The 13,008-nt window shown below is 43.3% G+C and carries 11 protein-coding genes; 7 read left to right on the forward strand and 4 right to left on the reverse strand.

The annotated features are described in order from the left end of the window. Positions 1 to 2: 2 nt before the first annotated feature. Positions 3 to 1,346, reverse strand: a complete 1,344-nt coding sequence (gene eat, locus IDJ76_RS03465) for an ethanolamine permease (protein ID WP_191160743.1) — start codon at positions 1,344 to 1,346, stop codon at positions 3 to 5. Positions 1,347 to 1,811: 465 nt separating this feature from the next. On the opposite strand from eat, the gene IDJ76_RS21115 reads away from it, so the two are divergent. The 4 genes from IDJ76_RS21115 (at position 1,812) to IDJ76_RS03485 (ending at position 6,604) form a co-directional block, all read left to right on the forward strand. Then, positions 1,812 to 2,465: a phosphatase PAP2-related protein gene (locus tag IDJ76_RS21115; protein ID WP_191160745.1), complete on the forward strand. Its 654-nt coding sequence runs from the start codon at positions 1,812 to 1,814 to the stop codon at positions 2,463 to 2,465. Positions 2,466 to 2,470: 5 nt separating this feature from the next. Next, positions 2,471 to 4,123 carry an alpha,alpha-trehalase TreA gene (treA, locus tag IDJ76_RS03475; protein ID WP_224746167.1) on the forward strand — a complete coding sequence of 551 codons (1,653 nt, stop codon included), beginning with the start codon at positions 2,471 to 2,473 and terminating at the stop codon, positions 4,121 to 4,123. Between the two features lie 204 nt (positions 4,124 to 4,327). Next, positions 4,328 to 5,437, forward strand: a complete 1,110-nt coding sequence (locus tag IDJ76_RS03480; protein WP_191160749.1) for a twin-arginine translocation signal domain-containing protein — start codon at positions 4,328 to 4,330, stop codon at positions 5,435 to 5,437. Positions 5,438 to 5,560: 123 nt separating this feature from the next. After that, positions 5,561 to 6,604: a hypothetical protein gene (locus tag IDJ76_RS03485; protein ID WP_191160751.1), complete on the forward strand. Its 1,044-nt coding sequence runs from the start codon at positions 5,561 to 5,563 to the stop codon at positions 6,602 to 6,604. A gap of 27 nt (positions 6,605 to 6,631) precedes the next feature. Here IDJ76_RS03485 and IDJ76_RS03490 read toward each other — a convergent pair whose 3' ends face one another. Continuing rightward, positions 6,632 to 7,342, reverse strand: coding sequence for a DUF92 domain-containing protein (locus IDJ76_RS03490; RefSeq protein WP_191160753.1), 711 nt, complete (start codon positions 7,340 to 7,342; stop codon positions 6,632 to 6,634). A 173-nt stretch (positions 7,343 to 7,515) separates the two neighbouring features. Here IDJ76_RS03490 and IDJ76_RS03495 point away from each other — a divergent pair, with 173 nt between their 5' ends. Continuing rightward, positions 7,516 to 7,995: a DUF4112 domain-containing protein gene (locus tag IDJ76_RS03495; protein WP_317173935.1), complete on the forward strand. Its 480-nt coding sequence runs from the start codon at positions 7,516 to 7,518 to the stop codon at positions 7,993 to 7,995. On the opposite strand, the gene IDJ76_RS03500 is transcribed toward IDJ76_RS03495, so the two are convergent. Continuing rightward, entirely contained in the window at positions 7,982 to 9,952 is a 1,971-nt protein-coding gene (locus tag IDJ76_RS03500) for a tetratricopeptide repeat-containing sensor histidine kinase (protein ID WP_191160755.1), read from the reverse strand. The two genes, IDJ76_RS03495 and IDJ76_RS03500, sit on opposite strands and share 14 nt — an antisense overlap. Before the next feature lie 202 nt (positions 9,953 to 10,154). Beyond that, on the reverse strand, positions 10,155 to 11,828 hold the full coding sequence (locus tag IDJ76_RS03505) for an amidase (protein WP_191160757.1): 1,674 nt from the start codon (positions 11,826 to 11,828) through the stop codon (positions 10,155 to 10,157). Positions 11,829 to 11,983: 155 nt separating this feature from the next. On the opposite strand from IDJ76_RS03505, the gene IDJ76_RS03510 reads away from it, so the two are divergent. Then, complete coding sequence (locus IDJ76_RS03510; RefSeq protein WP_191160759.1) at positions 11,984 to 12,697, forward strand: pirin family protein; 714 nt, start codon at positions 11,984 to 11,986, stop codon at positions 12,695 to 12,697. Position 12,698: 1 nt separating this feature from the next. Next, on the forward strand, positions 12,699 to 13,007 hold the full coding sequence (locus IDJ76_RS03515) for a response regulator receiver protein (protein ID WP_191160761.1): 309 nt from the start codon (positions 12,699 to 12,701) through the stop codon (positions 13,005 to 13,007). The last annotated feature ends 1 nt before the right edge of the window (position 13,008 follow it).

Consider the following 13,008-nt stretch of genomic DNA (forward strand, 5'->3'; position numbering starts at 1 on the left):
TTTTATAGCGGCTGTTGTGGCGTAGCCAGTAATTCATCATCCATAATACGTTTTTTGTGCATCCCCAATAACATAAAAATCGTTATACAAAACGCCAACCCTGCAAAAAATATCATGCTTACCATAAAATTGTAATACATAATAGCCACCATACATACGGCCGATAACAGCAGTGCCAATGCCGGGAATACCGGGTAAAACGTCGCTTTAAAGGGCCGCTCCAACGCGGGCTCTTTATTCCGCAGCATGAAAAGGCTAGCCATACTCATCATATACATCACCACCGCCCCCATTACCGACAAGATGATGATCTGGCTGGTGGTGCCTGAGTATAAGGCCATGAAACTGATAACCCCGCCGGCAATAATGGCCCAATGGGGTGTTTTAAATTTAGCGTTTACCATGGCCAACGGCTTTGGTAAATAGCCGCTGCGGGCCATGGCAAATACCTGCCGGGATGATGCCAGTATGGTGCCATGAAAGGAAGCTATCAGTCCGAATAAACCTATGCTGGCAAAGAGCTTGGTTAAACTATTACTCTTACCTAAAGCGATACCAATGGCTTCGGGCAAGGGGTAATCTATCGCGCTTAGTTTACGCCAGTCGGTGATGCCGCCGGTAAAAACCATTACCCCCAAGGCTAAAAAAACAAGGGTTGCCAGGGCCGATATATACCCACGCGGAATGTTGCGTTTAGGGTCTTTCACTTCTTCGGCTACCATGGCTACACCTTCTATGGCCAGGTAAAACCAAACGGCGAAGGGTAATGCAGCGAACACGCCGGCCCAGCCAAAAGGCATGGGGTTGGTCATGAAATTATCCATCTTAAAATGAGGAGCAACTACGCCCATAAACAACAATAATTCGCCCACGGCCAATATCGTGATGAACACTGAAAATCTTGCCGACTCCTTTACGCCCCAGATGTTGAGCAGGATGAAAACGATATTGAAAAACACCGCCGACCAGAATACATCCATCATCGGGTATAAAAAATGGAGGTAGCTGCCTAATGCAAAGGCAATGGCCGGTGTGGCAAACAAAAAATCAATCAGGGTGGCATAACCGGCTATCAGCCCGCCTAATGGCCCCATTGCCCGGTAAGCGTAGGCAAATGCGCCACCCGCATGCGGTATGGATGCGGTGAGTTCGGTATAGCTAAATATGAATGCAACGTACATTACGGTAACTACCAATGTAGCTATCAGAAAGCCCACGGTACCCGATACGGCCCAGCCAAAATTCCAGCCGAAATATTCGCCCGATATCACCAATCCTACTGCAATTGCCCATAAGTGAACAGGTTTCAATACCCTTTTTAATTGCTTGCTATCCGGTGTTTCCAAAGGCTTTATTTATGAAATTTGCATTGCCTTAAGATACTCATTAAAACTATCCGAACAAATGGTTAGATATGTAAAGGTTTTGTTAAGGGCTGGTTTATTTTTAACCACAGAGAGCTCGGTAAGAAAACACAGAGGCTACGGAGTGTTAAGCTTAAATGATAATTGTGGCGATAAAAAGTTTATAAGCTTAACCACAAAGAACAGAAAGAAAAATTAAAAGGTCACAAAGACTAATGCATCGTTTACGTTAGGAAAACTTAGTGTTCACTGCAGATCATAAACCTGCAAATCTCAGTGCCCGCTGTGATTATAAAATAGGCAAACAAGCGCGCCTGTTCAACTTCAACTCCTACATTAAAATGTAATTTTTAATTTAACAAGCCCAACATACCCCTAATGTTTTACTAACCTGTATTTAATATTAAGGCTTTTGTTAAATTTGCGCTCCTAATTTTAAAGTATATAGTGCCCCAAAATAACACCCAAACAATAAGGCAGGTATGGACTTCGGCCCTGCAATCACATTACACAAGGTATAAGATTCTATCCGGGTCTTTTATCGTCGCTGTTATTTTATCTGCTTTACCCCTGTTTTTTAACCAGATACAGAAGCGCGACGGGGTGGTATTGAATGATTGGGTTTTGGCGTATCTGATCCCTCACAACGTGTCGGTATTGATATTTGCCGCCATTTGGGGCATGGCATTACTGATATTTTATCGTGCCCTTTACAAACCCGAAATTTACATTAACTATGTATGGTCGTTGATTTTCATCAGCATTGCGCGCATCATTAGCATCAGCATTGTTTCACTAGACCCGCCGCATGGTTTGGTAGAACTGGTGGACCCGATAACGGGTGTGTTTTACGGCAATGCGATAGTTACCAAAGACCTATTTTTTTCGGGCCATACGGCAACTATGGCGCTTATATTTCTTTGCCTTGAAAAACGTGCCGACAAAATCATCAGCGGTATCGCAACCGTTTTTGTAATGGTACTATTGCTGGTGCAGCACATCCATTACACTATAGATGTACTGGCAGCGCCGGTCATCGTGTTCCTTATCTTTACGCTTACCAAATACTTTTTAAGGCGCGACCATACCCGCCAGTGGTAAGTTAATTGAGCGTTAGCAAATTTGCTTTAGTGGTTTTAAACGCTAAATTTATAGCTGTTAAACCTGTAAGCTATCCGCTCATGAAGAATACTTTCCTGCTTATGATGTGCCTGATATTGGGCATTTTCGCTAACGCGCAAAAAATACAGCAAACCCCAAGGCAACTGTTTCCCGGTTTGTTCGAGGGGGTGCAATCGTCAGAGATCTTTCCGGATAACAAAACCTTTGTAGACTGTACGCCCAAATACGCTCCTAATCTAATCATGAAGGCCTACAACGAGCAATTGGGTAAGTCAGGCTTTGATCTCAAAGATTTTGTACTGGCAAACTTTACCGTCCCGGGGGGCGTTACCCATGCTTTTACGACAAATGTTGAAGAAGGGATCCGCAAGCATATCGACACCTTGTGGCAGGTTTTACAGCGCAAGCCGGATGCTACGACAAAATTATCATCGTTAGCGGCGCTACCAAACCCATACATTGTGCCGGGTGGCCGTTTCCGCGAGATCTATTACTGGGACAGTTATTTTACCATGCTGGGCCTGCAGGAGAGCAGGCAGTTTAAGGTGATCAACAACATGCTCGATAACTTTGCCTACCTGATAGATACCTACGGGTTTATCCCTAACGGTAACCGGGCCTATTACCTTACCCGTTCGCAGCCGCCGTTCTTTTCGCTCATGGTAAATCTGCTGGCAAAAAGTGAGGGCGACAAGGTAATGATCAAATACCAGCCGCAGTTGATTAAAGAATATAATTACTGGATGCTGGGCGGCAGGGCCTTAGCCGTTAACAAAGCTACCCACCGGGCCGTGCGCATGGCCGATGGTACACTGCTTAACCGTTACTGGGATGAAAGCGAGGAGCCACGCGAAGAATCATATATACAGGATGTTACAGCGGCAAAAAGCACCAAACAACCTTTGCCGGTTTTTTACCATAACATCCGCGCGGCGGCAGCTTCGGGATGGGATTTTAGCAGCCGTTGGTTTGATGCATCGGGTAAATTACAAACCATCCAAACGGCAAACCTGGTACCCGTAGATCTTAATTGCCTGATGTATAACCTGGAGCGCACCATCGCCCGCACTTATCAAATTAAGGGTAACATGGCGCAATACAAGTTATACACCGCTAAAGCCGAAACCCGCAAAAAGGCTATTCTGAAATATTTTTGGGATGAAAAAGCCGGCTGGTTTGAAGACTATAACTGGACAACCCAAAAGTTCTCGGCCATCCCAACATTGGCAGCCGCCTTCCCGTTGGAATTTAAGATAGCAACGCCCGCACAGGCGCAAAAAATAGCTGACGGATTAAAGGCCAACTTCCTGAAACCGGGCGGATTGGTGACCACGCTCAACTTTAGCGGCCAGCAATGGGACGCGCCAAACGGATGGGCGCCGTTGCAATATATGGCGATAGACGGTTTAGAGAACTACAACCACCATGAACTAGCCAAAGATATTGCCACCCGATGGATGCAGCTGAACATCCGTGTTTTTAAACAAACCGGCAAACTGTTAGAGAAATATAATGTGGTTGATACCAGTCTTACTGCCGGCGGCGGCGAATACCCCCTGCAAGACGGCTTCGGCTGGACGAATGGGGTACTGCTCAAACTGATGAATAAGTATCAATTTGATAAGCAAGGCGAGTAAATTTGCATGGTTAACGGAGATATAGCTACGATTACAAAACGTCAATATTTTTAAAAAGGGTGTAAACCCTCATTTTTTACAAGTATTTGATTTTAAGATTTTTAAGTCGTTTTTTAACGTAAATATGTAAACCTTTGTAAACCCAATTCTTAAAAAGTATGCCTTGGTATGCTTAAATTACACCCTGGTTTAAAGTGTTGATCAATGGAAAATTCAAGAAGAAATTTTATTAAGAATACCGCTGTTGCCTCGTTAGCCGTTGCAGCGACGCCAGCAAAAAGCTTTGCTGTACTGCATCCCGATAAACAGCCGGACACGCAGATCATCGGGCATAATGGTTACACCTACCAGATTGATAAAAACTGGGCGAAGATCAGTATTAATAATACCCCATTGGCTAATTGCCATGAAATGGTACAGGACAGTAAAGGCCGCCTGATCATGCTGGGCGACCATACCCATAATAATATTTTGGTTTTTGACAAATCAGGTAAGTTGTTAGATTACTGGGGAACAGCCTTACCCGGCGGGCATGGCTTAACCATCAGCAAAGAGGGCGGCGAAGACTTTTTACTCCTGACGGATTGTGGCTGGGCTTTAGACCGTACGGGTAATACCTACGGGCAATCTGGCCAGGTGTTGAAAACTACGGTAGATGGTAAGCTGATCTTTGCTATCGGGCACCCGCGCACCATCGGTATTTATAAAGATAATGAGCCGTTTAAACCAACCGAAACAGCTGTTGCCTCTAACGGTAATATTTACGTGGCCGACGGATATGGTTCTGACTATATCATTCAGTATAACAGCAAGGGGCAATACATCCGCCATTTTGGAGGGCACAATAATGCCAATAAAGATCACAACCTGCACAACGCACACGGAGTTACCGTAGATACGCGGGATAAAAATAACCCTACGCTCATTTGTACTTCGCGAGAAGAAAATTGCTTTAAAGTATTTACACTCGATGGTAAATTCATCAAACGGATAGATCTGCCGGGCATGTACGTTTGCAGGGCCGTGATCAATGGTGATAATATTTATGCAGGTGTTTGCTGGTCGAAAAACGCGCAGGGCAAACAGTTTGACGGATCGGGGTTTGTGACTATATTAGATAAAGACAACAAAGTGATATCCAACCCGGGTGGCGCAGCGCCTATTTACAAGAACGGCGTTTTACAACAAACGCTACAGGCCGACAACGCTGTTTTTATGCATGGACATGATGTTTGTATAGACGAAGACAAAAACGTTTATGTGTGCCAATGGAATGCCAACCATACGGCACCCGTGAAACTAACGAGGCTATAAATGCTGCCTGCCTTGTAGTAACTATTTAGCCCCTTGTAGTCGAATGCGCAATTGCAAATTTAAACGTATAAAACACAACTATTTTAAGCAATTTCGCGATGGTTTAGTACCACATCATTGGCTATGAAAGCAATTTTTGGGATTTTCAATATAGATATGCTGCCTTTCGAAACTATTGACGTTTCGGAAAAGATAAATAGTTATTTAAATGGTAATACTTTAATTCTCCCAAAAGACCTCGTTTTTCGTAAAGCGTTTGGTGATGTATTCGGCCGCGGTAAGAGATATTTACAAATTACTACAGCAACGCAGGTTTTTAATATACTGGAAGATAAATATGTAGATAACATTGTTATCAACCTCTCGCGTGCTGTAAATGATATCAAGATAGTCTACTACTTTTTCACCAGCCCCAACTCCAATTGGCGGGCTATTCTTTCAGGGCAACTGTATCATTTAAAGAGTTTCGGAATTTTATCAGAAGCAGACCTGTATCTTCATGTTACTGACTGCAACAGCTTTACAGAAGAGATAAAGGACATCATCAGCAAGATAGTCCCCAATGCAGTCGTAAGCATCTCTTCCATTAATCAGTTTGAATACCCTGCCATTAAAATAACCCATGACCTCGCGTTACAATACCCAGAAAGTACCATCTTATACTTTCATAGTAAAGGGATGACACATAACTTGCATTCGAGATCGCTTCAAGAAACATTTTTACTCGCCAGTACATTTGAAAACTGGAGAAAGAACATCCAGCTCATGAACAAAGAAAACAAGCAAAAGGCTGGGTTATTCTCTTCAAAAGAAGGATGGATCTGGTATAATTTCTGGTATGCTAAAGGTTCCTATTTAGCTAAATGCAGCGCACCCGAAATTCATGATTTTAGATATTATTACGAATCGTGGCTTGGTTTGGCCGATCCGGATAGGAAATTGCCGATTACCGATTCCCTTAACTTATTTAAGATCGGTAATTTATCTAAGCAATATTTTACTGCGGTTGAAGCCGATGTATACAAAGAAAATTTAATGGAGAAGTTCTTTTCACACGCCGAACATAAAGAATTCAGAATTGTAAGAACGCCGTTAATGATATATTCTCAGCTCAAAGTCGATTCATTTTTTAAAATCTTTAAGAGGCTGATAAAGAAGAAAAAGTAACGTCATACTACCGGTGATTCCTTATCCTTATAAAATTATCATCACCCAACAGCTTACTGCCGCAATCGCGGTATTCAGAAAGTTAACGGCATTGTTATTTAAGTGCCCCTTCCGTTCCAGCGTGGCGCCTAAAACAGAATCGGATAAATTACCTATCGTTCCGGCGATGATGATGAACAGGCAAGTCAAATTCCATCTAAAAATTATCGAATATGTTACGGCAATAATAGCGGAGCCAATAATACCGGCGAGTGTGCCTTCTAAACTGATAACGCCATCCCTACCCTTTTCACCCGGTTTCAGGGTAATGATGTTATAAAACCGCCTGCCGTAAACTGTTCCTAATTCTGACGATAGTGTATCTGCTGTTGCTGAAGCCAACGCAGCGGTCATTAAAATAACCAGTAATGCCGACTGATGCGGCATTAAGTGGGCCGCTAAACCGAGCAGAGCTGCCACGCCCCCATTAGCTACAACTTGCCCGGCAGTACGTTTTTCGGAGTGTTGCTGACCTGTGGAAAGTTTTCGCTTTTCGTTCTTTTTATGTGAAGTTGCCCAAACTGAAAGTATAAAGAATGCGCCCAACATTACGATGCCTGTCAAGCCTGACCCGATGTAAATTATAAACGCAACCAACCCGCCCGTGATGGTACCTGCGGGGGTTAGCTTACCGGACTTATACGTTGCCAGCATAGCTGCAATTATTGCAGTCAAGGAAATAACATCGAGCGTTGACATGGGATTGGCAAACGTAGAAAAAAAATCTGTCTGGAAGCCTATGATTAAACGAAGCCGGGAAAATATTACGGTTGCCAAAGCCACCGGTTACAAATACCCACACCACTTTACGGAGGCCAGATAAAATGAGCACTTAGCTGCAAACAATTAGCCGTTTATTTTATTGAACAGTTGTGAAAAGTCAAAATAACAACCAGGTACAACTCACCGGACAGCTTAAATGGGTGGAACGGGTAGCATCCGTAATGGACGATAAATTCCGTGTGCCGGGTACAAATTTCAGTTTCGGGCTTGATCCTATCATGAACCTTATCCCCTTCGCGGGCGATATCTCGGGGTTTGTCGTTTCGGCAGCATTGCTGTATGTGATGGCTAAAAACGGGGTAAGCCGAAAGGTGCTGATACTGATGAGCATCAATATTTGTGTCGATGCCATGATTGGGGCAATCCCGCTTATAGGCCAGTTGTCTGACTTTTATTTCAAATCAAACACCCGCAATATTCAGTTATTAAAAGAGCACTATAAGGAAGGCAAACATACCGGCGACGGCAATGGTATTATCGTGATTTTGCTGCTAATCTTACTGGTATTCATTAGCGTAACCATTTACGCAAGCTACATAGCTTTTCGCTGGTTGTTTAATCACGTTTAACGTAGGGTAATTCTACATAAAAAACAGTTTCACCATCGCCGCTGGTAAACCATAGCTTACCGCGGTGCTGCTCAACAATTTTACGGGTGATAGATAAGCCCAGTCCGAAAGGTTCTTCGCCGTTTGTTCCGTTTTTCTTGGCGGTGGTAAATACATCGTATATAGCATCTTTATCTTTATCAGGGATGCCTACGCCGTTGTCTATTACGCTTATCTGTACATATCTATCGTCTTCTGTTAACGCAATGCCCACCTCAATTTTGCTACCGGGATAACTGAATTTGATGGCGTTTACAATCAAATTGTTAAAAATGCGCCATATTTTTTCGTGGCTAGCTGTGATAATAATTGGCGATGGGTTGGGTTCAAAAACGATTTGCTGGTGTTTATCATTAGCTTTAAACTGCAGTAGTTTCACAGAGTCGTGCAGTAAAAGGTTAACGTCAAGCGGCTCCATTACCAGGTCATCTTCTTCATTGGCCAATCCCGATTTTAATAGCTCGTTGATCATATCAATCGAATTATTCCCAGTGGATTCTATCAATTGCAGTACATGGCGGTTATCGGCGGTCAAGTCATCTTCTTCTAACAGCACGGCCGCCAACCCGCTAATGCCTGATAAAGGGTTGCGCAGGTCATGCGCCATTATCCGCATAATGCGGATGTAGTTTTTATTAGCTGCTTCAAGTTCGGTTAGGGTTTGTTGTAATTGCCGGTTATGGTCTTCGGTATGGTGTTGGTTTTTACGGCTGGATTTCAGGTTACGATAAACCAAAAATACGATCACTAATAAAAGGAATATGGCAACAGTAATGCATAGGATATAAATCCGGCTAAGTTTCTCCTGATGCCTTAATTCTGTAAGGGCTTGCTGTTGATGGAAAATATTCAGCTCACGCTCTACATCCACTTTATATACATTGGCTTGCGACCGCTCCAGCGCATCATTCATCTGCATGTATTTATCCAGATAGATAAAGGCTTGTTCTGGCTGTATAAGTTTAAGCATATACTGGGCGTACAGCTTATTCCATATAATTTCATATTCGCCGTTAGCACTCTGGAATTGCCTGATAAGCGCCATGCTTTGTTTAAAGGCAGTTTCTGCTTTAGCATATTCGCCGGTTTGGGTAAATATCCCGGCCAGTTTTATAAACGGAGGGATCTTAATACCATCAACCGACGGAATATCCATAGCGATGCATTTATTAAGGTAGTCTAATGCTTTAGGATAGTTTTGATGATTAATGCATATGCCGGCCAGGTTATCATAAACTACTAAACGTGCGCCTCTTACATATACCTTTCCAATGGTGGTATCATTTTCTGCAGCATTTAAAAGGTCAACGTCTTTTTGATAATAAACCGATGCACTGTCTTCCATTCCGGCGCGCTGGTAGGCGTAGGCAGCGTTGTTGAGTGCAGCCTGCCGCATCGAAAATAATTTTTGCGATGTGATCTTTATGTCACATGCCCCTAAATGCCTGTAGTTTTCTATCCAGCCCTGTGCCGCCAGGCGATAATTTTTCTGATTAAAATAGATCCCGGCTATTTTGGTGGCCAGGTCGCCGTCGTCACAACTGCCTTCGGCTAAAAGCTTTTTGCCTTTGTAATAGTAATCAAGCGCGGTTTTGTATTGTTTAGCCAACATGCTGGCGTCGCCACGCGTTAGCAATGCTTTTAAATATTCATTGGGGTACTCTTTAGCCTTTTCTGGATCGGTAAAAAAGGCCATCGCGCTATCGGCATACGCGGTCATTACGGCAACATTGCCGAAACGGTTATGATCTGCCAGGGCGACGTAATAAGAAGACAAAACAGGATCAGCAGGGTTGGCTTTTGCTTTTATCTTTTTGAGTAAAGCGTATGACTTATCCCATTCACCTCCGCTTATCAAACTGTCTGCTACCTTGAATTGTTGCTTCAACCCGGGATCATGACCAGTATTTTCCGACATGCAGGAGGCCAGTAAAAGGCCAGCGATAAAAATGTAAAAGAAAATGCGCCGCCGGTTATTAGGCATATTTATTATAGTCGTGTTAGGTAACTATTACAAATCAAACATAATCATAAAAGCGGATTAAATCCTGAAATAGTGTTTAAACCTACATTTTGTAGTGACGCATTTATTACGAAATATTTATTTAATTCCACGCATGCTAAAAATTTAAATCCGGATGCCTTTTATTGAAATCTGTTGCGTTTTGGTAAACCTGTGCAGCCTGTAATAATTTACCCTCGCCAAACAATTGGCCCATAAATGTAATGCTACTTTGGCGCCCCTTTGGGGTATAACCATTTGGTAATACTACACAGGGGTTACCCGTTAAATTAGTCATGGATAGGTTCGTGCTAAAAGAAGGGGTAATGTAAAGATCAAGCCCCTTTAAATTTTCGTACCAGGCCTTTATCAGCATGGTACGCGCACGGTTAGCCTGTATATATTCAACAGCAGGGATAAATTGTGCTGATCTGAAGATATTTGGCCATGCACCTTTACCCTGCTGTACCAAATCATCGTCTTTGTGGATAAGTACTAATTCCTGGAAAGCGGCAGCACCTTCCGCACTTAATAAAAAGGTCATGGCGCCTACCGGCATTTTAGGGTATTCTATCGGCACCAGTTCTGCACCTAATTCCTGCAATTTTTTTAAGGTTACCGAATCATTTGCATGGTTGGCATACTTACGGTCAAAGTCGACTTTTGTGTAACCAATTTTATACCCTTTTAATGATTTTGTTCCTCCATCATAATTAAACGGTGCGGCAATCGTACTCAGGTCGTTCGCATCTGTGCCATGCATGGCATTAAAAACTATAGCCACATCCTCAACGCTACGCGCAATCGGGCCGAGTTTATCCATGCTCCAGCTTAGTGCCATTGCACCATATTTACTTACCCTTCCAAATGACGGGCGCAGGCCGGTATCGCCGCACTCTGTAGATGGTGAAACGATGGAGCCCAACGTTTCTGAACCAATAGCGAAAGGCAGGCAGCCTGCGCTCACAGCAGATGCCGAACCGGCAGACGAACCGCTGGAGCCACGGGTGATATCCCACGGGTTTTTGGTTTTGCCGCCAAACCAAATATCGCCCTGCGCCAACTCCCCTAACGATGTTTTGGCCACAAGTATAGCACCTGCATTTTCTAAACGGGTAATTACGGTAGCATCAATATTTAACTGTTGTTCTTTATAAGGCGGTGCACCAAACGTGGTTTTGTAATCCTTTTGGGCTAATAAATCTTTTGCTCCAAACGGGATGCCGTGCAATAAGCCCTTGTAGTGGCCTGCAGCAATTTCGGCATCTGCTTCTGCAGCTTTTTTTAGCGCGTGTTCTTCGGTAAACGTAATTACGTTAAGCAGCTTGCCGTTATATTTCTTTAATCTTATAATGAAAAATTTAGTCAGGTCTACAGCACTTATTTGTTTGGTTTTTATCAGCCCGGCTAATTGGGTAATGGTGTAAAAAGCAAGTTCGTCCCGGTTGGCCGGTAGTTTTATCTTTACCTCTTTTGCAACCTTAAAGCCATCTTTATTATCAGGGTTTATAAAGCCTACAGGAACAGGGTTAAAGGTGAGGGCAGGTACAATGCTGTTGGGCATATTTAATTTCCGCAAGGCATCGTACGAGTTCCGGTACTGGGTTAAATTGTTGAGCATCGAATCGGCCTGGCCGTCCGTAAAATCCATTCCGTTTATTTTTTGGGCTTCTTTAACCACGCTTACTGTAATTGGCGCGTTGGCAAATTTTGCGGTTACAAACGAGCCTAAAACAAACGCGGAACAACCAATTGCAACAATGCCGGCATATTTACGACCTTTAATTTTCATAATAAGTAATGCTTTGAGCCGCTATAATACTCAATAAAATGCATTTTAAAAGCAAGTTTACAAGTATTTTACAGGAGTTATAGCGAATAGGCTTAATCTACATTAAGTGGTAGCAACACAAGCCGCCATACATTTGTTAAACAATAACAAAACAGATGAAGAATACCATTATACATAGGGCAAATACCCGCGGCGTTGCCGATCTGGGTTGGTTAAAAAGCTACCAGACCTTCAGCTTTTCGGGCTATTATAATCCGGAGCGGATGCGGTTTGGCGTGCTGAGGGTTTTAAATGATGATATCGTAGACGGCTCTAAAGGTTTTGGCGACCATCCTCACGACAATATGGAGATCATTTCTATCCCATTGCAGGGTGAATTGGTACATAAGGATAGCATGGGCAACGAAGCAGTTATCAAACCTGGCGAAATTCAGGTGATGAGCGCCGGTACGGGCATCTACCATACTGAATTTAATAAGAATGATACCGAGCCGGTTAAGTTTTTACAGATATGGGTATATCCGAACAAACGAAATGTAACCCCGCGGTACGATCAGATAGCTATCCCCTTTAATGAGCGGAACGTGCTGCACCAGATCTTATCGCCAAACACGGATGACAATGGTGTTTGGATCTATCAAAATGCCTGGTTTAATATGGGTGAGTTTGATGCCGGGAAAGAGATAAATTACCAATTAAACGATAAGGCAAACGGCGTTTATGTATTTGTATTAAACGGCGATATAACAGTAAATGGCCAGCATTTGAATACCAGGGATGGGATGGGTTTATGGGATACAGATCAGCTAAATATCAAAGCCAATACCGATACGCAGGTGCTGCTAATGGAAGTACCGATGGAATTATAACATGGAAAATCAAATTCAAATACTGGTGGTTTGTACTCACGAAGGCATCATGGCTACCATTTTGCGCCTGATAGGCAACAATACCGCTTGGCATGCGGTGGGCGCAACTGACGTAGCTGAAACTAAAGACTTGCTCAAATTAAAGCATTTTGACGTGGTGTTATTAGGAAACGGTTTGACTGAAAAAGAGGAAGCTGATATCGTAGATTTTGCCAAAGTTCGAAATAGCAATACCAAGATCATCTATCACTTTGGCGGCGGCAGCGGCTTGCTCTTTGGCGAGATCCATGAGGAATTGGCCGGGAAATGAA

This window comes from Mucilaginibacter glaciei, assembly GCF_014773245.1.
Lineage (GTDB): Bacteria > Bacteroidota > Bacteroidia > Sphingobacteriales > Sphingobacteriaceae > Mucilaginibacter > Mucilaginibacter glaciei.